Origin of the sequence: Rhizobium sp. RM (genome assembly GCF_013390595.1) — a bacterium.
Taxonomy (GTDB): domain Bacteria; phylum Pseudomonadota; class Alphaproteobacteria; order Rhizobiales; family Rhizobiaceae; genus Agrobacterium.
In genome coordinates, this window is sequence record NZ_JACAWV010000007.1 from 928,588 (window position 1) to 949,518 (window position 20,931).

Consider the following 20,931-nt stretch of genomic DNA (forward strand, 5'->3'; position numbering starts at 1 on the left):
GCTCATGTCGCCTGGCGTCAATCAATCACCCACGGTGGCGGCTGAACCCGTCCCCCGAACGGCCTCAACATAGTCTAGCAGGTGCGTCAGCAACGCTTTTCCATAGGGCGGCAGCTGATCGCGATTTCGGACGCAAAGATAGATCTCCCGCTCGGACCACGCTTCGCCAATCGGCAAGGTTCGAAAATCCATGCTGCCGCGATAGCGCAGAGCCGCCGTTTCAGGGACAATACCAACGCCCGTACCGCACTCAACAACACGGCACAGTGCCTCAAAATTTTCCACGCGCATGCGAATGGTAGGACGCCTGCCGAGCTCATTCGCCAGACGTCGCAGGAATTGCGACAACGCCACTTTTTCGTCGAGCGCGACGAGTGGATGATCGAGAATGCTTGAATAGGCAAGCGGCCCATCCAGAGGAAAGTCACGCGGAACGATCACAACGAGCCGATCAGGAACAAACCGCCACTTTTCCAGACCCGTCATGTCGGCCGAGGATGCCACGATGCCCATATCGGCTTCACCTGCCCGCAGAAGATTGACCACTTCCAGGCTTGGCCTGTCTTTCACCGAAACGAACACATCGGGATGATCACGCAGAAATGTCCCGATAAGCTGCGGCATATGCTCGGAAAGCATGTTCGTATTCGAAAGGAAGCGAATTGTGCCGCCGCGCCCTTGCGAAAACGCATCGAGTTCGACTTCCAGCTTCCTTGCGTCATCCAGCAGCTTGCGCGCATGTCGGCACAACAGGTCTCCTGCAAGAGTCGGCTTGATGCCGCGACCGGTGCGCTCAAACAGCAGAAGGCCGAAATTTTCCTCGAGCTTTCTCAGCCGTGCGCTCACCGCCGCAACAACGATGTTGTTCTTTGCCGCTGCCGCCGTGAGGCTTCCGCCTTCGACTGCAGACAGGAAAATCTTGAGGTCGGTAAAGTCGAAGTTCAGCGGAGAAACCTTTCACTTTTGATGAAATCTGTTTGTACAACAAACTGACTACCCAAGTCATCCGTGGCGACGCTATGAGGAACATCAAGTTGCGCCCGCGACACATCGACACGCCTCAATCCTTTCGTAATAAATGACAAAACGCGTCATTTTTATTCAAGATCACCTTGGATGCAGCAGGATTTTTCAGGTTTGGCTGTGTGGGCTGCGGCGATACGTATCAGGCCAGTGCGTGGGAGGCGTTCTGGATCTGCAATTTTGCATTCATTATTTATGAAAGCGCCGCTCATGTTTAGGCTTCCTCCCATCCTCAAAACCGCGCGTGGTCCCTTGGGTTCTTTCGCGCTCTGTCTTGGCGCACTGGTCGCAACAAGCTGTCCCACCTTCGCAGATGACGCTGCCGATCTCATTGCTCGGGGGCGTTATCTTGCCACTGCGGCCGACTGTGCTGCCTGTCATACCGCGCCGCACGGCGGCACACCCTTCGCAGGCGGATATGGCATCGACACTCCGCTCGGGAAAATTTTCTCGACGAACATTACGCCTTCCAAGGAAGCCGGTATCGGCAATTACAGCGAAGAGGAATTCGCGCGTGCGGTGCGCGATGGCATTGCAAAGGACGGCAGCCATCTCTATCCGGCCATGCCCTACACGGCCTATGCAAAGATCACCGATGAGGACATGAAGGCGCTCTACGCCTACTTCATGCAGGGCGTCAAAGCGGATGACCACAGGCCTCAGAAAACGGAACTGCCGTTTCCTTTCTCCATCCGCGCGTCGATGGCCGGCTGGAATCTGCTTTTCCTGAACAAGGATCGCTTCCAGCCCAACCCTGCCAAGTCGGCGGAATGGAACCGTGGCGCTTACCTCGCCGAGGCGCTGGAGCATTGCAGCACCTGTCACACGCCGCGCAACATGTTCATGGCGGAAGACGCCAGCAAGGCGCTCTCCGGTGGCTCCATCGGGCCATGGTACGCACCGGACATTACCGCATCGACGGTATCGGGTATTGGCGGCTGGTCTGATGCAGAACTGACGCAGTATCTCAAAACCGGTCTCGTCGCGGGCAAGGCTCAGGCTGCCGGGCCAATGGCGGAAGCCATTGAAAACAGCCTTCAGCACCTTCCCGACCAAGACATCAAAGCCATCGTCACCTATTTGCGCGACGTTCCGGGCGTGACGTCAACGACCGGCACCGCTCGCGACGCCTTCGGCGCGCCATCCACCGCAGTCGAAGCCTCGCTTCGCGGTCTGCCGGGTCAGGCTCCGGATGAAAACGGCTACCATGTCTTCAGCGGTAGCTGTGCTGCCTGTCATCAGGCCGAAGGCCAGGGTAACGACCATTATCCGTCCCTGTTCCACAACACGGCGACCGGCGGTGACCGCCCCGACAATCTCGTTGCCACGATCCTGTTTGGTCTCCATCGCACGGTGGGTGAAACTGTTGCATTCATGCCTGCCTTCGGTGCGGACGCGTCCTATACGGATCGCCTCTCCGACAAGGACATTGCCGATGTCAGCAACTACGTGCTGGCCAACTACGGCAATCCGGCGGTCAAGGTGACGCCGGAAGACGTCGCACGTATTCGTGACGGCGGTGAAAAGCCTCTCATCGTCAAGCTGGCGCCTTTTGCACTGCCTGTCGGCATTGCGATTGCAGCGATCGTCGTCGCGCTGATCGCCTGGCTGGTCCTACGTCGTCGCCCGCGTCCGGTGCTTGGCTGAGCCTCCAGCGCACGGCCACCTCTTCACCTTTTCGCATGTCATGCTCCATCGGAGATCCTGATGCCCTTTGATCCATCCTCCCCCGCCATGTTCGGCCAAACCCTCTCCCGCCGCAGTTTGCTGCGAGGAACCGCAGCCCTCGGCGGACTGGCGCTCGCTGCCAGCCTCAGCGTGCCTCTGTCTGCTGCGACAGCGGACGACGCCGTGGCCTCATTCACGCAACTGTCGGAGTTCCTGACCGGTTACACGCTCGATCCGCTTCTCGGCGCACGGTTCCTGACAGCTCTGAAAAAGCGCGATACCGAGCTCGACGCCAGCCTTGCTGCCCTGACACAGCTCATCAAGCAGTCCGGCGTTGCCAATATGGACGGCTTTCTGGCGCTGACCGGCATGGATCCGGCCCTCACCAAAACAGCCACCAAGATTGTTTCGGCCTGGTATCTCGGCGTCGTCGGCGAGCCGGAAGATGCCGAGCTGATCACCTACGCGGAATCGCTGATGTATCGCCCGACCAAGGGCCTCCTTACCGTTCCGTCCTACGGTCCCGGCCCGAACGCCTGGGGACCGAAGCCCGGCAGCAAGATCTGACAGGAATAGAGATATGGCAAACACATCCTACGATGCGGACCTGATCGTTATCGGCTCAGGCGTCATGGGCGGCATCGTCGCCGCAAATCTGGCGAAGGCCGGCAAGAAGGTCATCGTGCTGGAGGCCGGGCCCCGTGTCGACCGCCGCGAGATCGTCGAAACCTACCGCAACGCTCCGGTAAAACTGTCGCTGGCAAACGCCAAGCTGCAGGGCGCCGGCTCGCCATTTCCGAGCATGCCCTGGGCGCCATCCACCTATGGCGATTATCTGCAGTATGAGGGCCCGGTGAAATATAACACCTCCTATCTCAGGGTCGTCGGCGGAACGACCTGGCACTTCGGCTCGGCGCTGTGGCGCATGATCCCTAACGACTTCAAGATTCAGACGCTTTACGGCCGCGGCCGTGACTGGCCGATCGGCTACGACGATCTCGAGGACTACTACAACAAGGCCGAGCTTGAACTGGGCGTGACAGGAACCGACGGCCAGGACGAAAGCGGTCAGGGCGGCGGTCCGATGCCGCCACGGTCGATGCCGTTCCCGATGAAGCAGTTGAACAGCACCTATATGTTCGACAGGTTGTCGCAGAAGCTTCTTGTCGGTGGCTTCAACCCGGTTCTAGAGCCGCATGGACGTGCTTCGCGTCCCTATGGCAATCGCCCGGTCTGTGCGGGAAACAACAATTGCAACCCGGTCTGTCCGATCGGCGCCAAATACGACGGATCGATGCATATCGACGAGGCCGAACGTCATGGCGCCAAGCTTCTCGACAACTCGCCCGTCTATAAAATCGAAGCTGGTGACGACGGCAAGATCACTGCGGTCTGGTACAAGAAACCCGATGGCTCCGAACATCGCCTCACGGCGAAGTATTTCGTGCTTGCCGCTTACGGCATCGAATCCGCCAAGCTTCTGCTGATCTCGACATCCGAAAAATACCCGAACGGCATCGCGAATTCTTCGGATCAGGTCGGCCGCAACCTCATGGACCACACCGGTATCAGCATGAACATGCTGACTAAGGATGACATGTGGCCGGGCCAGGGTCCGACCGAACTTCTCGTCTACCTCAACCAGCGTGACGGCGAGTTCCGCAAGGATTATCCAAGCTACAAGATCAAGGTGCGCAACACGGTTCCGACGGCGCAGATGACCGAAGGCTTTATCAAGAAGGGCATTCTTGGATCGAAGCTGGACGAAGAAATCCGCAAATATTCGGCTCGTTCGCTGAACTGGGCAATCGACTTCGAACCGCTGCCGTTGCCGGAAAACCGCGTCACACCTTCGAAAACCAAGTTCGATGCGCTCGGTATCCCGGTCCCCGTTCTCTATTACAGCGTGACCGATTACTGGAACGCTGGTCGCGACCGCGGCCTCCAGGATCTGCACAAGATCGCGGATTTGCTGGAAGCCGAAGTGCTGTCTACCGATGTCAAATGGCAAAACCGCCAGCACGTGATGGGCACCACCCGCATGGGCAACGACCCGAAAGACTCTGTTGTCGACCGCGACTGCCGCACGCACGATCACCCGAACATGTTCATTGCCGGCACCAGCGTCATGCCATCGGCGTCCTGCATGAACCCGACCCTGACGGGTGCCGCACTCAGCGTTCGCATCGCGGAACAATTGATCAAGGAAATCTGATCTCGAACATCGGAGTGCCCTCCCCGTTTTCCGGGGGGCCTCCATTCAAACATGACTCATGGACGGTCCGGTCATCTTAAACACGCATGAGGAGCTGATTTTTATCATGTTGAATTGACTTGCCGATCTCTGCCGGGCAAAAGATGATTATATTTGTCATCAATAGATCGACGGGAGGCGATCGCACGAAGGACGAGCGATCGTTTTCATGAGTGCCAGCCCTATCGAACAAACCGCATATGCGCGGGATCGCGTCGCGACCTCCGGCAAAAGCGGGAAACGACTTGGCCTTTTTACCGCCGCCATTCTCCTTGTCGTGGTCTTTTGTCTCAGCCTTGCCATTGGTGCCCGCACCATTGCCGTTGGTGACGTTTTATCGGCACTCTTCTCCGGTGAAACCACGATCGACAGCGAAACCATCTGGTCTTTGCGCCTGCCTCGCACGCTTCTGGGACTGATGGCCGGCATCGCCTTTGCTCTTTCGGGTGCACTGATGCAGGCATTGACGCGGAACCCCCTCGCTGATCCTGGTATCCTTGGCATCAATGCGGGAGCTGCCTTTGCCATGGTCGCCGCCATCGGCCTCCTCGGCATTTCTCATCCGCTATCATTGATCTGGTTCGCCTTTGCCGGCACAGGACTTGCTGCGGTTGCCGTTTACGCGGCAGCGATGGGCGGCCGTGCCGGTGCAACACCATTGCGTCTGACACTGGCGGGCGTTGCCATCGGAGCGGTTCTTCGTGGCCTCACATCGACGCTGATCTTCCTCGACCCCAACACCTTCGATCACATGCTGAATTGGGAAGTCGGATCGCTTGCTATCACCGGCTACGACAATCTCATTTATACCGCACCCTTCGTCGCCATCGGCATCGTTCTCGCCCTGATCTCGGCCCCGGTTCTCAATGTTGTGGCGCTGGGTGACGATCAGGCACGCTCGCTTGGCGCTGGCCTTGGCCGTGCCCGGATCATGACCGTCATTTCGGTCATGCTTCTGACGGGTGCTGCCACTGCAGCCGCCGGCCCACTCGGTTTTCTGGGTCTGATGGTGCCCTACGTCGCCCGCAGTCTCGTTGGCAGTGATCAACGCTGGATTTTTGCCTACACGCTGGTGCTCGCGCCGATCGTTCTTCTTACTGCCGACATTATCGGCCGCCTCAGTATGCGCCCTGCGGAGATCCAGGTGGGCATCGTCACTGCCTTCATCGGTGCGCCGGTTCTGATCTGGCTCGTGCGTGCACGCAAGGTGACCGCGCTATGAGCCTGCATCCTTCCTTCACGCGCCGCCGGCTTACAATCCGAGCCTTTGGCGAGCGCATTGGCATCAGCATCGACAAGCGACTTCTGCTGGCCTGCGCAATTCTCATCGGGCTTGGCGTCGCCGTTCTCATAGCAGCGCTCGTCAGCGGGCAGGTCCATATTCCTGTCATAGATGTCATCGATGTGCTGACCGGTAATGGCCAGCGCCGTACCCGGCTCGTTGTTCTCGAATGGCGCATGCCCCGTGCAGCCGCTGCAGCGTTGTTCGGAGCACTGCTCGGTCTCGGTGGTGCGGTCTTCCAGTCTATCACCCGCAATCCGCTAGGCAGCCCTGACGTCGTCGGCTTCGATGCGGGCGCCTATACAGGCGCCATTCTGGCGATCACCTTTGCCGGTGGCGGCTGGCTGGTCCTGGCCGGCAGCGCGATTGCCGGCGGCTTGCTGACCGCACTCGTTGTCTATCTCCTGACCTGGCACAAAGGTATCCAGGGCTTTCAGTTGATCGTTATCGGCATCGGCGTCAGTGCCATGCTCACCTCGGCCAATCACTGGATTTTGCTGAAGTCCACTCTCTCAACAGCCATGGCCGCCAACACCTGGGGCATGGGTTCACTTGCCCGCGTCAATAGCCAGCAATTGCTGCCGTCGCTATGGATCGCCCTGCCGGTCATCATTGCGGCCCTTGTTCTGTCGCGCCCGCTCAAAATGATGGAGATGGGCGATGCGCGTGCACGCGCTCTCGGTATCCGAGTCGAGGCGGTGCGACTGTCGCTGATGGCACTTGCCATTGTTGCCACGGCTTTGGTCACAGCAATCGCAGGCCCTATCCCCTTTGTGGCCTTGGCTGCCCCGCCGATTGCCCACGCAATCACCCGCACGGCCGGCACCTCTTTGGCCGCATCGATGGCCACCGGAGCTGTCCTTCTCTCTGCCGCCGATTATGCCGCACAGCATAGCTTCGCGCCGATCCAGTTGCCGGTCGGCGTGGTAACGCTCTGCATCGGCGGCATCTATTTCCTTTGGTTGATCATCAAGGAGGCACGCCGCACGTGAGCCAGCAACCCGCTCCCCGCCTCGAAGCACAATCCGTTGAACTCGCCTATGGCAAGTCGATCATCGCGCAGGACCTCTCGGTCAGCGTACCCTCCGGTTCCTTTACCGCAATTGTCGGCCCCAATGCCTGCGGCAAGTCTACGCTTTTGCAGGCTCTTTCACGCCTGCTTGCCCCCGGTCGCGGCTCGGTTCTTCTGGATGGACGCGCAATTTCCGCCATTCCGGCCAAGGAATTTGCCCGCCGTGTCGGTCTCATGCCGCAAAGCTCGATTGCCCCTGATGGCATCACCGTAACGGAGCTGGTCGCCTGCGGCCGTTATCCGCATCAGAACTTTCTGCGCCAATGGAGCAGAGCCGACGAGCAGGCGGTTGCCGACGCCATCGACGCCACCGGCATGAACGACCTTGCCGGACGTCGCGTCAGCGAACTGTCAGGCGGTCAGCGTCAGCGTGCCTGGATCGCCATGGTTCTTGCCCAGGAAACCCCGCTTCTTCTGCTTGATGAACCGACAACCTTTCTCGATATCGCCCATCAGATGGAATTGATGCTGCTTCTGGAAAAGCTCAACCGTGAGAAGGGTTACACGATCGCTGCGGTCCTGCACGATCTCAACCAGGCATGCCGACACGCCACGCACATGATTGCCATGCGCGGCGGCCACGCGGTTGCCGAGGGACGGCCCGCCGACATCGTTACCGAAGCGCTTGTTCGTGACGTTTTCGGCCTCGACAGCCTCATCATTGCCGATCCCATCTTCGGCACACCCTTGGTCGTGCCGCGCGGTCTGCACGACAATTCCACCGCCTCGATTTCAACGGAATGACGAAAGGATAATTGCCCTTGTCGCTTAATCTGACACGCCGCGAGATGATCGCCGCATCGCTTCTACTCGCCGCCAGCCCCGTTCTCGCCCAGGAGACAATCACCGTCACCGACGTCATCGGCTCCGTCGAAATCCCCAAGGTTGCCAAGCGCATCGTCGTGACCGATGGCGACGACGTGCTGCAGCCGACGGTCGCGCTCGGCATCAAGCCGGTCGGTGCATCCCGCCCTAATTTCACGGGTGGTTTCGCAAAGGGTGTCGCGGAACGCCTGCCAGCCGACATCGGCTATATCGGTTCGTCCGGGGAGCCGAATTACGAGGCGGTGCTCAACATGGAGCCCGACCTCATCTTGATGAGCAACGACGATCTGCCGGATCAACAAGGCATGTATGAACGCTACAGCCAGATCGCACCGACCGTACTGATCGACGTCGACCAGAAGAAATGGCGCCACACACTTGAGACCATCGCTGAGGTAACCGGGCGTCAGGCCGAGGCCAAGGAATTGCTTGCCCGTTACGATGCCCGCGCCAGGCAGGTCCGCGACATCATTGGTGACAAGGCCGGCACGGCAACCGTTGCGCGCGTGCGTACCAATCTCGTTCGTTACATGCTGCAGGACACGTCGTTCACATGGGCCGTTCTGAAGGATGTTGGCTTCAAGGCACCACCGCAGCAGGAAGTGGGTGGTGACGATGCCTTCATCAATATCAGCCTGGAGCGACTCGATCTTCTGGAAGCAGACATGATCCTGCTTCTGGAAGACGAAGGTGCCAAGGGTGCTGGTGCGATGAGCGAGAAGCTGAAAGACCTGCCGACGTTTGCAAGCCTGCGCGGCGAGAAGATCGAGCTGCCATCGGCCGACTTCCTGTTCGGCAATATCCTGACGGCGTTCAATCTGCTCGATCTTTTGGAAGAAAAGTTCAAGGCTTGACGAGGGCAGGATCGCGAGATGCTGGCCACACGGGGCAGCATCTCGGCTTTAATGCTCAGGCCCGGTCGAGATCGAGGGCTGGTGCGGAAAACTGTCGCGAGGCCAATCGAACGAACGGCCGCGACAACATGATCGGCAAGATCCACGCCTGAAGCCGCATGCCGAAATTGCTCTGCGGGATATAGTGGCCTCCGATCTTTCGGGAGACCGCCTGCATTTTCGTGACCAGTGGGCGTAACCGTGCCTCATAAGCGTCGAAGGCTGCTTCGTGCGGTTTGCGCGCCAGTTCCGCTGCCAGAATATAGGCGCCAGCCATGGCTGTCGATGTGCCCTGCCCGGCAAGAAATGTCAGGCACCAGGCGGCATCCCCCAGGAGAACGACGCGCCCCTTCGACCATTTTGGCACGTCGATCTGCGAGACCGTGTCGAAAAATGCATTGTCCCAATCGATCGAGGCCTCCAGGGCTGAGCAGACCGGCTCTGGCCAATGGCCAAAGTGCTCTCTCAGCACCTTCTGGCGTGCGTCCGCGTCCAGCCGGTCTGTCCTGTCGTCGCGCCAGCAAAACAACGTGGCCGCATGACCGTCACCGATATCGTAAAGCCCGCCCTGATGATCGACATCCATCATGCCGACAAAACTCGCCCCTAGCGGCTGGCCGACAGGCATGCGCCATGCGCTGGCACGATATCCGAGAGGGCGCAGAAAGTCTTCGTGCGGCCCGAAGACCAGGGCACGCAGGGCGCTACGATAACCATCGGCGGCCACCACCAGATCAAAGCGTTCCCTGTCGCCACTGGAAAACGTGACATCGACACCAGCGCTGTCATCGGTGAGAGCACTGATCGTCGTCTCGTAGCGGATATCCACATTCGCTTCGATGTGGCGGGTAACGATGTCCTGGAAGGACTGCCGCATGATTGCCAGCATACGGCCACCCGATGCTTGTGCAAGTGTCCGATAATCGTAGGAGAACAGCGTCTTTCCGGCGGTATCGCGGTGCAATGCCGGACCAAGCGGCATGGCTTTCTCTTTGAAGTGCTCGACAAGCCCCAGGCGTTCGGCGACGTTCCAGCCGTTGACGTGCAGTCCGATCGAATAACCCGCAGCGCGGCCTTTTGCTGCTTTTTCAACAATGGTGCAATCGATGCCATGCTGCCTGAGGCAGGCAGCGAAGGTCAGGCCGGCGGGGCCGCCGCCGGCAATGAGAATACGCATCCGTTGCCCTCAAAATGTCATGCTGAGGCGACCACCGAACGTCCGCCCGTCGCCAAGCTGGTAAACGTTGCCGTAGGGGGCGACGTTGAAGCCGTAGGTCGTATAGGTCTTGTCGAACACATTGGTGACAAAGGCTTCGGCTGCGATGTTCTTGTCCAGCTCCCACTTGATGCCAAGATCGACAAGGCCATAGCCTTTCTGGCCAATCGTGTTGGTCTCGTCGAAATAGGTCTTGCTGACATAGCTGAGCGCCACGTAGGGAATGAGCGCTCCGGCATCATTGTCGAGGTCGAACCGGTAATCCAGCATGACATTGGCGGTGAATTCCGGCGCATAAGGCACGCGGTTGCCCGTCAGGTCGGTGCCCGGCGTAACGGGATTGCTGTAGTCCGTGAACTTGGAGTTGTTGTAGGCAGCGCCGAGCGTGATACCGAGTTCATCGGTGGGTTTGGCGCGCAGTTTGAGATCGACACCCTTGGCCGTGACTTCACCCACGTTCTGCAGATATTGCAGCGGCTGCACGCCGACGAACATCTGATAGTCCTTCGTGACGTTGTAATAGGCCGAAAGCTGGCCTTCGAGAGTGCCTTCGTCGTTGCGATACTTAAGGCCGATCTCACCATTATAGGTGTTCTGGGGATCATAGGTATAGGCGATATTCGCGGTCGTCAGCGTGCGTGTGAAGCCCCCTGCCTTGAAGCCGGTGCTGAACAGGCCGTAGAGCCGCCACTCATCGGTCAGCCCGTAGCTCGCACCCAGCTTTGGCGAGATAGCGCTGAAATTGTCGCTGTCGTTGAGTGACAAGGTACCGGTCGCCTTTGCGGCAACCCGTTCATGGTCAAAGCGTAGGCCGGGCGTAATGTCGAGACGATCAGTGGCATGCCATGTCACATCTGCGAACACGGCGTAGGAATCGATCTTCTGCTGAGCGATCTGGCCGTAGCTCGGAATGGCGCGGGTAAAATCGAGGTGTTGGTAATAGAGACCGGCGACATAATCGACAGCATTGCCCTCATCGGGATTGGAGGCGATGCGAAGCTCCTGGCTCAATGTCCATTGCTTCTCCGGCGTGTAGGTGCCGAACACGGTGCGATCAAAATCGCTGTTCTGGTAGCCGGTCAGCGCCGTGACGGTTGCAGTGCCAAGATCGTAGCTGGCGTTGATGCCGAAATTCCAGGTATCGAGCGTATATTTCGATGGAACCGGCAAGGCGATCCTGTCTTCCAGCATCGATTCCATGACGAAATACTCTTCGGTGGAGGTGACACGACCATGACCTGCTGACACCATAACGTCGAGCGGGCTGCCCTCCGGCGCGTAACGCAACCGCACTTGACCGTTGAGATCGTTGCTTCCTCCGACCTCTTCTCCCGTCAGCATGGCGGTATACTGGTCCTTGTGGTGGAGGCCGGTCAAAGTGATATCGCTGAACAGGACGCCGTCAACAAGCGGCAGGTTGCCATAGAAGGTACCACCGGCGCCCTCCGAATTGATATCGCCATCAAAACCGAACCGCATGTCATTGTCCGGCTTTCGCGTGGTGATGTTGATGACGCCGCCGATGGCGCCGCGACCGTACAGCGTACCTTGCGGACCATAGAGCAGTTCGACGCTTTCGAGATTGCCAGGCAGACTGCGCGAAAGGTTGAAGCTGTCCTGCGGCAGGCCATCGACATAGACCTGCGTGCTTGGATTATAGAAATCGAGCGAGGCCTGCCCACGGATTGTGAAGTTGGAATAGGCGCGGCTGGACCGTGTGCGGATGTTCACGTCCGGGAACACCCTGTCGAGATCGGCAACGCTGTCGATGTTGCGGACGGACAGTTCATCGGCGCTGGCAAAATCGACCGTCGATGGCAGCAGGAAGTAATCCTCGCTGCGCTTGGTGGCTGTGATCACGATTGGGGCCAGCACCGTATCACTGGAAACCTCTTGTGCCACGGCCCCATTGGGCTGCGTGCTGGCGATGATGGCGAGGGCGGAGACGCCAAGGAGGCGATGACGCATCATGAGTGCGATACCTTTTCTGCGGATGGAAAGTGAGAAGACTTGCGGGCGGAGACCGGCAAAACCCAAGGGGCGATCAGGATCGCAGTCAGAATGAACAGAGCCGATGCCCCGAACAGCGTCCCATAGCCAAGCGATTTGCCGAGCAGGCCGGCGATCGACGATGCGGCAATGGCGATGATCGCATCGAGGCTTTGCAAAACGGCAAAATCAGTTGCGGTCCGCTCCGCGTCGCACCAATTCATCATCGCCGCATAAAGCGCGACGAAGGACATCGCGACAGCAGCCACCTGCGCCACCATGAGACCGGCGGCAACGCTCTGCGATACGGCGCTCCAGAATTCGAGTGAGGCGAGCGCGAAAAGAAGCAGGGCATTAAGGCTCGCGGCCACAAGGATCGCCCGGCGAATGCCGATTACCTGGACGACGAGTGCGGCAAGCGTCGATGCGACAAAACCTGCAATGGCTCCGCCGGCTCCGCGCAGCGTACCAATCATTTCCAGCGATAGGCCCTTATCCACGAGATAGGGGCCAGTCATCGCCGAACCCATGCGCAATCCGACCTGATAGACGGCAAGAAAGATCAGACCGGTCATCAGCCTGCGATTGGCAAAGGTCCCGCGCAGCAGCATGCGTCGGGCTTTATCCACCGGCCTTTGCCGTGGTGCCGCGAGCCGTCTGGCCAACAGCACCGGAATGCTTAGCAGAGCCACAAAAACTGCCATGGCGGCCATCGAAACGGCCCAGCCGGCATGGCTGTAGACGATCAGCCACAAACCGCCACCGAGCAGGAAGCCGATATAGGCACCGGCTGTCGAGGCGCCGCTCGCCGCCCCGCGCGTCTCCTCGGTGGTGGCTCGGACGGCAAGCGAATCCGTTGCGATGTCCTGTGTGGCTGCAAGTGTCGCCATGACCAGCAAGACCGCCGCAAGCGGCATCAGATGCGTTTGGGGTGGAAACGCCGTGGCGATGAGGAAGCAGACGATGATGCCTGCCTGGCTAAACAATATCCACGCACGCTCACTGAAAAAGCGATCGACAAGCGGTGCCCACAGAAACTTGAGCGCCCACGGAAGAAAGAGAACGGCGAGAAATCCGATCTGGTCAAGCGGCATGCCTGCGTCACGCAGCACCACAGGCAACGCTGACTGCACCATGCTGCCGGTGACCGACTGGGCGGCATAAAGACCTGCCAGCAGGCCGAGAACGAGCCAGGCGCTGGATCGGGCGCTGGTTTGAAGGAAAGTCATGGACATTGCCCCTCGCAATGAAGTTCCCGACCTCCATAGATTGACGGCGTAAACTTGACTATTGTAATCAGGTTCAAGACTGTCGCGATCCGGTCACTTTTTTGATCGGCAGCAAAAGTGGGGGCCGATCATGAACTTGCGCGTAGAGCAGAGGGCTTTGGTCCAGTCAGATCAGGACGATGTCGTTGTTTTAGGGCCGAACCCTACGGAAACGAGTTTTGCGACCACCTCGACGGATGGCGCCTACAAGATTCTCGGCGTCCGTCCCGGCTTGACGATTTCCGTGTTCGATATGGTGATCGGTGCTGACTTCGTCGGCCGTTTTGCAACAGAACCCTGCGTGGCCATTGATTTCCTGTTCGAGGCCGCAGGTCAGGGCTGGCTTCTGGATGCCGATGGCGAACGTCTCTCAAGCCTGCCGTACCGGCCCGGTCGCATCTACATCATGGCAGCCCCGGAAGGCGCCGTCGGGTTCTACGACGTTCCGGTCGGAACGCGTTTCAAGGGTATGGACATTCGCATTGATACCGCCCTTTGGCAGAAGCTTGGCGCGGCAGATGTCCTATCCTCGCTCGATGAGCAGCATGCTTTGCATGTCGCATCCGGTAACGGGACATGGGTTGGTGTCCTGCCGGTTCCGCCGCAACTGCTGTCTGTTGCCCGCGCGCTTTTCGATAGCGCCATGGTGGAAAATGACGACCTTGCCTTCGAGGCACGCGCACTCGATATCATCAACGCCTCGATCAGTGCCATGCGCCATGCGCAGGTTGCGATAAAGACGCCGCCACGTGATCGTCGGGCGCTCCAACGTGTCCGGGATTTGATGATCGCTGATCTTTCGCATCCCTGGTCGCTCGAGGACCTCGCCCGTGAAGTGGGGCTGACGCAAAAGCGGCTGAAAGCCGGTTTCAAGGTACTTTACGGTTTTTCCGTTTACGCGTTTCTGCAGGAACAGCGTCTGCTGGAAGCGCGTCGCATGATTGAAACAGGTGCGATGTCAATCACCCAGGCGGCACTTGCTGTCGGCTACGGCAACCCCAGCCATTTCTCGCAGCTTTTTCTCAGACGTTTCGGTGTCCAACCATCTCGCCTGCGCACGACCGGCGCGCAGCAAGACCTCTGAATTCACGATCGATGCTGCCTTTGCAGGCAAAACGGCGAGGTTGCACACAACCTCGCCGCATCAGATCTATGACTGGGCCGGATTTATCTTAAGCGTAAAATTCCGGAGCCTTTTTGAAGTTCGCCCATGCGTCCGGATCGTGGCCCGTGACAACGGTCGCATCATGCTTTTCGGCGTAGTTGCGGAGTTTTTGAACAGAGCGGACCGTATCAACGGTGGAGGCAAGAAAGCCCGGCAGGGCCTTTTCTTCCCAATGATCCAGCGTGTAGGCAGCATCGATCGTCAGAAGCAGCGGTTTGCTGTCGGGCAGACGAACCAGGAATGACTGATGACCTGGTGCGTGACCGGGCGTGAAGATTGTGGTCAGCGTGCCGTCGCCATAGACGTCGTAATAGTCGTCCTGCGTACCGTTGAGGAACTGCCACTTCAGGCCCGGCTTGTCGAAGTCCTTGCGGATGTAACCGCCGCCGGCAAACCAGTCCGGTGTGAAGGCATATTCATATTCGGAGCGCTGCACGATGTGGGTCGCATTGGGGAAGCGACCGATCGCGCCGGTATGGTCGAGATGCAGGTGGGACTGCACGACATATTTCACATCGGCCGGATCGAAACCGAGCGCCTTGATCTGGTCAACGCAGCCCATGTTCTTATCCAGAACCGGCCAATAGACATCGCAGATACCGCCCCAGTGACCGCGCGGGTCGGTCGCGACTTCGATCGCGTTGCCACCGTCGATGACGGTGTGCCCATCGGGATGGGTAATCAGGAAAAATGGGACGGGAATCTCATAGTCCGCACCATTGCCCTGGTTCATCTTGATGTTGTGTACCTTGCATTTCAGGGTACCTGACTGAAGCATGTAAAGTCTGATATCGGTCACTCGTTTTCCTCCCTTGGGACTGAAGATTTTGGTGTAAGAAATGGATCAGAAAGCTTCGCGATAGAGCGCGAGCGCATCCTCTTCGCGGACTTCGACCGGATTGTTGACCAGCAGGCGGCTCTGCTTCATGGCGTCGGAAGCAAGCATTGCCAGGGTGTTGTCCGTCACGCCGACATCACGAAGGCGCCGCGGCGCACCGCTTTCATCCATCAGCTTTTCCATATGCTGGACAAAGGCGTCCGAACGGGTCGCCGTATCACCCTCGCCCGGCACGCCGAGCACATCGGCAAGCTCGGCATAAAGCGACGCCGCAGCCTTGGCGTTGAAACGCAGCACTGGTCCCAGCATCAGAGCGTTGGAAAGGCCATGCGGCACGTGATAGTGGCCACCCAGCGGATAAGCGAGCGCGTGAACGGCAGCCACCGGCGAATTTGCGAAAGCCTGGCCTGCCAATGTTGCCCCCAACAGCATGCCTTCACGGGCCTTGCGATCGGTCCCATCCTTGCAGGCGGAGATCAGGTTTGCGCCAAGCAGGCGTAACGCCTCACGCGCCAAAGCATCTGATAGCGGGTTCTTCTTGTGTTTGCTGGTGTAAGCCTCAATCGCGTGCACCATGGCGTCGATACCGGTAGCCGCGGTATGAACCTGCGGTAGACCGACCGTCAGTTCCGCATCGAGAAGAACGAAATCGGCATAAAGCTGCGGAGAAACGACACCCATCTTGGTGGTTTCACCTGTGGTGATGATCGAGATGTTGGTCACTTCCGAACCGGTTCCAGCCGTGGTCGGCACCAACACCAGCGGCAGACGCGACCCCTTGACGTTGCCGATGCCGTACATGTCTGCAAGCGTCTGGTCGGACACCAGAAGAACCGCTACCAGCTTGGCGATATCGAGCGAGGAGCCCCCACCAAGACCGATGACGATATCGACCCCGATCTGCTTGGCGGATTCGACGCAATCGGCAACGATATGCTCTGGCGGATCGGCCACTACCTTGTCGAAGATCGTGACGCTGAAACCGCTAGCGGTTAGAGCGTCGGCAATCGGCTTAATGAGGCCTGCCTTGATGAGGCCCGCATCGGTAATAAGAAGTGCCTTGCGCGCCTGGAACCTGCCGGAAAGAATCTCTCCGAGGCGCTGGGCACCCCCCCAGGCAACCTGCATAGAGGGAACGGTGCGGAATTCGAAAGGGTTGATGGTCATTTGATCCTCCCAGCGTGATCTCAGCCGATGGCCGAGCACAGGTATTTGATTTCAAGATATTCATCGATGCCGTAGTGCGAGCCTTCGCGGCCCAGCCCGGACTGCTTTACGCCACCGAACGGTGCGACTTCATTGGAGATGAGGCCGGTATTGTGGCCCACCATGCCGTATTCGAGCGCTTCTGCGACACGCCATGTCCGGCGGACATTCTCGGTGTAGAAATAGGCCGCCAGACCAAACTCGGTGTCGTTCGCCATGGCAACGGCTTCTTCTTCCGTTTCAAACCGGAAAAGCGGGGCGACCGGTCCAAAGGTTTCCTCACGGGCAACCTTCATTGCCTGCGTTGCACCTGTCAGCACCGTGGGTTCGTAGAATGTCCCGCCAAGCGCATGGCGCTTTCCGCCGGTAACGACCTTCGCCCCTTTTCCAAGAGCGTCAGCAACATGATCCTCGACCTTCGCCACAGCGTCCTGATCGATCAGGGGCCCGATCAAAATACCGGGTTCGGTGCCTTCACCAACGGAGAGGCTCTCGACTCTTTTGGCCAGCTTTTCCGCAAAGGCATCGTACACACCGGCCTGGACATAGATCCGGTTGGAGCACACACAGGTCTGTCCGGCATTGCGGTACTTCGATACGATCGCGCCCTCGACAGCAGCATCCAGATCGGCGTCATCGAAAACGATGAAGGGCGCGTTGCCGCCAAGTTCCAGTGAAAGCTTCTTGATCGTCGGGGCCGATTGCGCCATCAGCAGACGGCCGACTTCAGTCGATCCGGTAAAGGAGATCTTGCGCACCGTATCGCTTTCGGTGAAGACCTTGCCGATATCGCGTGCTGCACCCGTGACCACCTGAAAGACACCGGATGGAATGCCTGCCTCTTCCGCCAGAACACCCAGAGCCAGTGCGGTCAGCGGCGTCTGCTCGGCCGGTTTGACGATCATCGTGCAGCCGGCGGCCAGAGCCGGGGCAGCCTTGCGCGTAATCATCGCAGCCGGAAAATTCCACGGCGTGATCGCGGCGCAAACTCCGATCGGTTGCTTCAGAATGGTAATGCGCTTGTCGGTGGTCGGCGCTGGAATAGTGTCGCCATAAACGCGCTTGGCTTCCTCCGCGAACCATTCCACGAAGGATGCGGCATAAAGCGCCTCGCCCTTTGCCTCCGCAAGCGGCTTCCCCTGCTCTGCGGTCATCAACGCACCGAGATCGTCAGCGTTTGCCACCATCAGATCAAACCAGCGGCGCAAGATTGCTGCGCGATCCTTGGCAGCGCGCCGGCTCCACTCGGAAAATGCCTTTCCGGCAGCCTCGACTGCGGCTTGGGTCTCTGCTGCCGAAAGCGAAGGGACATGCCCGATGATTTCCAGATTGGCGGGATTTTCAACGGCAATCGTTTTGCCATCGGTAGCTTTCAACCAGCGGCCGTCCACAAAACACGCATCACGCAACAGAGCAGCGTTTTTAAGCTTGATCATCTGTCTCTCCCACAGTAAAGTTCAACTAATTGAACTTGAATCAATACAATGAACTATGGGCCGAAGCACGCTGATGTGTCAAGGAGGTTGCATGACCGCAGATCAACAATCGTCGCAAATATCAGACACTGTGCCGGCCCTCAGACGTGCAGTGCGTATTCTGGACATGGTTGCCGGCTCCCCCCAGCACCTGACAGCCGCAGAACTGACCCGCCTTATGGAACTGCCCAAAAGCACGGCGCATGGCCTCTTGGCAGTCATGGTGGAGCTTGATCTTCTTGCCAAATCGGCGGACGGAACCTTGCGTGCCGGTCCCCATCCGCTGCGATGGGCAAACGGGTTTCTGTCGCAACTCGATATCGTTTCGACATTTCACGAACAGCTTGCCGAACGGCACGATCTCGACCCGTACACGGTCACGCTGACCGTTCGCGAAGGCGGCGAAGTCGTCTATATCGGCTGTCGGAACTCGGCCCAGCCGCTCGGGCATACGTTTCGTATCGGCATGCGTTTGCCGGCGCCGTTTACAGCGACCGGCAAGATGCTGCTCTCCGACCTCAGCACCGATGAGCTGAAATCCTTGTTCGAAAGCTTTCCACCTCCCCTGACACCAAGAAGCGTGAGCTCGCTATCAAAACTGGAGCACGAACTGGCATCGACGCGCAGCCGTGGCTACTCCATCGACGACGGCCAGATCCGCGAGGGAATGCTCTGCATTGGTGCCGCCATACGCGACTACTCAGGGGCCGCGTCGGCGGGTATCGCACTAAGCCTGATACGAAGCGAAGCAAGCGACGAAAAGATCGCCCGTCTGGGAGAGGAATTACGCGATACGGCCAACGCACTTTCCGAGAAGCTGGGCTACCGGATAGCGCAGTAACTGCCGCGTCTAGGAGCCAAGTTTCAGTCGTCGATCGATGCCGATATTGTCGAGGAAGGTTTCGTCATGGCTGACGACCAATATTGCGCCGTCATAGGCTCTCAGTCCGGCCTCCACGGCCGCAATGGACTCGATATCGAGGTGATTTGTCGGCTCATCCAGTATAAGCAACTGTGGCGGTTCAATCCCACCAAGCACACAGGCCAGCCCTGCCCGCAACATCTGCCCGCCTGACAAAGTTTCGACCTTCTGCAGCGCTGCATCCGCCCGGAAAAGGAAACGTGCGAGCGACGCCCGGCAGGCATTTTCCCCCGCCTTCGGGTTCAGGCGCAGAAAATTGTCACGGATCGACGAGGCCGGATCGAGCAGGCTGACCTGCTGATCGAGAAAGGCCGAGCGCACCTCGATCTGCAGCGTTCCAGACGCTACCGGCAGGACGCCCGTGATCACCGAGAGAAGGGTCGTCTTGCCCGATCCATTGGCGCCAGTAACAGCAACCCGTTCCGGTCCCGTGATGTGGAAGGAGAGATCGCGCAATATGGGCCGGTCCGGTTCATACCCCGCCATCAGGCCCTCCATACGCAGCACGGTCTTTGCCGCGGGCAGATGGCAGGATGGCAAGGTGACCGAAAGCGGTTGCAAGATCTCGATACGCTCGCGCGCCGTCTTCACGTCATCCAACGCCTCAGTCTCCAGCCGATTGGCGAGCAGAGCGTTGGCACCACCCGTCTGTTCGGCTCGCATCTTCAATCCACCTGCGACGATCTTCGGCATATCACCCCGCGCCGCTTTCTTCTTGCCGGCGCTGTCGCGACGCGCTTTGCGTTCGACCGTGTCCTGCGCCTTGCGCGCAGTATCCGCCAGACGCTTTTGCGCATCAGCGAGGTCATGCTGCACCGAGGCGATTTCCAGCGCTTTGCGCTCCCTGTAATGGCTCCAGTTTCCGCCATAACGACTGACACCCAATGACGTCATTTCGACGATGGAATCCACTGTCTCCAGAAGTTCACGATCATGGCTGACGATGATTGCGCCACCACGCCACTTTGCCAGAAAGTCGATGACGGCCAACCGGCCTTCCCGGTCGAGATTGTTGGTCGGCTCATCGAGGATGAGAAAATCAGGCGCGGCGTGGATTTGCGCGGCAAGTGCTGCGCGTGTGCGCTGTCCACCGGAAAGATGCGCAAGCGGCGTCGTGTACGGCGCATCAAGGCCAACGTCCGACAGGGCGCTGGCGATATTCGCCTCCAGCATCCAGTCAATATCGGCCAGCTCATCTACCGTCGCCTCGCCCAGTTGAGCACGGCCGAGAACCGCGAGAGCATCACCCGCACCGAACAGATCCGCAACCGTACTATCTGCTGAAACCTGAGCGCTTTGGCGAAGCACGTGAACAGTACCGGAAACAGAAATCGATCCGGAAGACGGAGATATATCTCCGGCCATCAGGTTCAGGAGTGTCGTCTTCCCGACGCCGTTGCGGCCAATCAGGCCAGCGCGTTCAGGACCAAGCGTGAGATTGAGCCCGGAGAAGAGCTGGCGACCGTCAGGCGTCGACCAGGAAACATTCGAAAGGGTGATAAAGTACGGCATGGATATGGTTTTCCCGTATGGCAAGGCGATGTGACTTTGCGATCGGGTTGAAATCCATATGAAACCGTCCTGTTGGTGCTGCGTGGACTTCTATTTATGCGCGAAAGGCGGCACGTTCAAGGCACGTTGTCTTTTCGGGCGACATGACTACACCCGAACAGAGCTCGGTCTGAGATCGTCTTCCTCCAGGCAATCTCTAGTGCAGAATCTGGCTGAGGAAGAGCTTGGTGCGCTCGTGCTGCGGATTGTCGAAGAACTCCTGCGGGGAGTTCTGTTCGACGATCTGGCCCTGATCCATGAAGATCACCCGGTTTGCCACCTGA

General features: G+C 58.8%; 17 protein-coding genes and 1 pseudogene. 9 read left to right on the forward strand and 9 right to left on the reverse strand.

Going from position 1 to position 20,931, the window contains the following annotated elements:
• Positions 1-21: 21 nt before the first annotated feature.
• Complete coding sequence (locus tag HWX89_RS08780) at positions 22-945, reverse strand: LysR family transcriptional regulator (protein ID WP_286086206.1); 924 nt, start codon at positions 943-945, stop codon at positions 22-24.
• A 288-nt stretch (positions 946-1,233) separates the two neighbouring features.
• Here HWX89_RS08780 and HWX89_RS08790 point away from each other — a divergent pair, with 288 nt between their 5' ends.
• The 7 genes from HWX89_RS08790 to HWX89_RS08820 all read left to right on the forward strand — a co-directional run bounded on the left by HWX89_RS08790 (position 1,234) and on the right by HWX89_RS08820 (position 8,978).
• Positions 1,234-2,670: a c-type cytochrome gene (locus HWX89_RS08790; RefSeq protein WP_138791878.1), complete on the forward strand. Its 1,437-nt coding sequence runs from the start codon at positions 1,234-1,236 to the stop codon at positions 2,668-2,670.
• A gap of 60 nt (positions 2,671-2,730) precedes the next feature.
• Positions 2,731-3,258, forward strand: coding sequence for a sugar dehydrogenase complex small subunit (locus HWX89_RS08795; protein WP_138791877.1), 528 nt, complete (start codon positions 2,731-2,733; stop codon positions 3,256-3,258).
• A 13-nt stretch (positions 3,259-3,271) separates the two neighbouring features.
• Positions 3,272-4,906: a GMC family oxidoreductase gene (locus HWX89_RS08800; protein WP_138791876.1), complete on the forward strand. Its 1,635-nt coding sequence runs from the start codon at positions 3,272-3,274 to the stop codon at positions 4,904-4,906.
• Between the two features lie 208 nt (positions 4,907-5,114).
• Complete coding sequence (locus HWX89_RS08805; protein WP_138791875.1) at positions 5,115-6,167, forward strand: FecCD family ABC transporter permease; 1,053 nt, start codon at positions 5,115-5,117, stop codon at positions 6,165-6,167.
• Entirely contained in the window at positions 6,164-7,219 is a 1,056-nt protein-coding gene (locus HWX89_RS08810; RefSeq protein WP_138791874.1) for a FecCD family ABC transporter permease, read from the forward strand. Before HWX89_RS08805 ends, HWX89_RS08810 begins: the two co-directional genes overlap by 4 nt.
• Complete coding sequence (locus HWX89_RS08815) at positions 7,216-8,043, forward strand: ABC transporter ATP-binding protein (protein WP_138791873.1); 828 nt, start codon at positions 7,216-7,218, stop codon at positions 8,041-8,043. Before HWX89_RS08810 ends, HWX89_RS08815 begins: the two co-directional genes overlap by 4 nt.
• A gap of 17 nt (positions 8,044-8,060) precedes the next feature.
• Complete coding sequence (locus HWX89_RS08820) at positions 8,061-8,978, forward strand: iron-siderophore ABC transporter substrate-binding protein (protein WP_138791872.1); 918 nt, start codon at positions 8,061-8,063, stop codon at positions 8,976-8,978.
• Between the two features lie 55 nt (positions 8,979-9,033).
• Here HWX89_RS08820 and HWX89_RS08825 read toward each other — a convergent pair whose 3' ends face one another.
• From HWX89_RS08825 to HWX89_RS08835, 3 genes are read right to left on the reverse strand one after another with little or no spacing between them, the layout of a single operon-like run.
• On the reverse strand, positions 9,034-10,194 hold the full coding sequence (locus tag HWX89_RS08825) for an FAD-dependent monooxygenase (RefSeq protein ID WP_138791871.1): 1,161 nt from the start codon (positions 10,192-10,194) through the stop codon (positions 9,034-9,036).
• A gap of 9 nt (positions 10,195-10,203) precedes the next feature.
• Complete coding sequence (locus HWX89_RS08830; protein WP_246705106.1) at positions 10,204-12,204, reverse strand: TonB-dependent receptor; 2,001 nt, start codon at positions 12,202-12,204, stop codon at positions 10,204-10,206.
• Positions 12,201-13,451 (reverse strand): MFS transporter, encoded by a 1,251-nt coding sequence (locus tag HWX89_RS08835; RefSeq protein ID WP_138791870.1) that lies wholly within the window; start codon positions 13,449-13,451, stop codon positions 12,201-12,203. The genes HWX89_RS08830 and HWX89_RS08835 overlap by 4 nt, the downstream gene beginning before the upstream one ends.
• Before the next feature lie 130 nt (positions 13,452-13,581).
• On the opposite strand from HWX89_RS08835, the gene HWX89_RS08840 reads away from it, so the two are divergent.
• Positions 13,582-14,574, forward strand: coding sequence for a helix-turn-helix transcriptional regulator (locus tag HWX89_RS08840; protein ID WP_138791869.1), 993 nt, complete (start codon positions 13,582-13,584; stop codon positions 14,572-14,574).
• Positions 14,575-14,662: 88 nt separating this feature from the next.
• Here HWX89_RS08840 and attM read toward each other — a convergent pair whose 3' ends face one another.
• The 3 genes from attM to HWX89_RS08855 are packed head-to-tail and all read right to left on the reverse strand — an operon-like array spanning position 14,663 to position 18,135.
• Positions 14,663-15,454 (reverse strand): AttM family quorum-quenching N-acyl homoserine lactonase, encoded by a 792-nt coding sequence (gene attM / locus HWX89_RS08845; protein WP_178340671.1) that lies wholly within the window; start codon positions 15,452-15,454, stop codon positions 14,663-14,665.
• A 45-nt stretch (positions 15,455-15,499) separates the two neighbouring features.
• The gene (locus tag HWX89_RS08850; protein ID WP_138791868.1) at positions 15,500-16,660 is read right to left on the reverse strand and encodes an iron-containing alcohol dehydrogenase; all 1,161 of its coding nucleotides are present in this window, start codon (positions 16,658-16,660) and stop codon (positions 15,500-15,502) included.
• 20 nt (positions 16,661-16,680) lie between these two features.
• Positions 16,681-18,135, reverse strand: a complete 1,455-nt coding sequence (locus HWX89_RS08855; protein ID WP_138791867.1) for an NAD-dependent succinate-semialdehyde dehydrogenase — start codon at positions 18,133-18,135, stop codon at positions 16,681-16,683.
• 73 nt (positions 18,136-18,208) lie between these two features.
• On the opposite strand from HWX89_RS08855, the gene HWX89_RS08860 reads away from it, so the two are divergent.
• Positions 18,209-19,015 (forward strand): IclR family transcriptional regulator, encoded by an 807-nt coding sequence (locus HWX89_RS08860; protein WP_502707587.1) that lies wholly within the window; start codon positions 18,209-18,211, stop codon positions 19,013-19,015.
• Between the two features lie 9 nt (positions 19,016-19,024).
• On the opposite strand, the gene HWX89_RS08865 is transcribed toward HWX89_RS08860, so the two are convergent.
• Together HWX89_RS08865 and HWX89_RS08870 are read right to left on the reverse strand one after the other, a co-directional pair.
• Positions 19,025-20,608 (reverse strand): ABC-F family ATP-binding cassette domain-containing protein, encoded by a 1,584-nt coding sequence (locus tag HWX89_RS08865; RefSeq protein WP_138791865.1) that lies wholly within the window; start codon positions 20,606-20,608, stop codon positions 19,025-19,027.
• Between the two features lie 196 nt (positions 20,609-20,804).
• Positions 20,805-20,931 (reverse strand): annotated as a pseudogene (locus HWX89_RS08870) (amino acid ABC transporter ATP-binding protein); the annotation flags it as partial.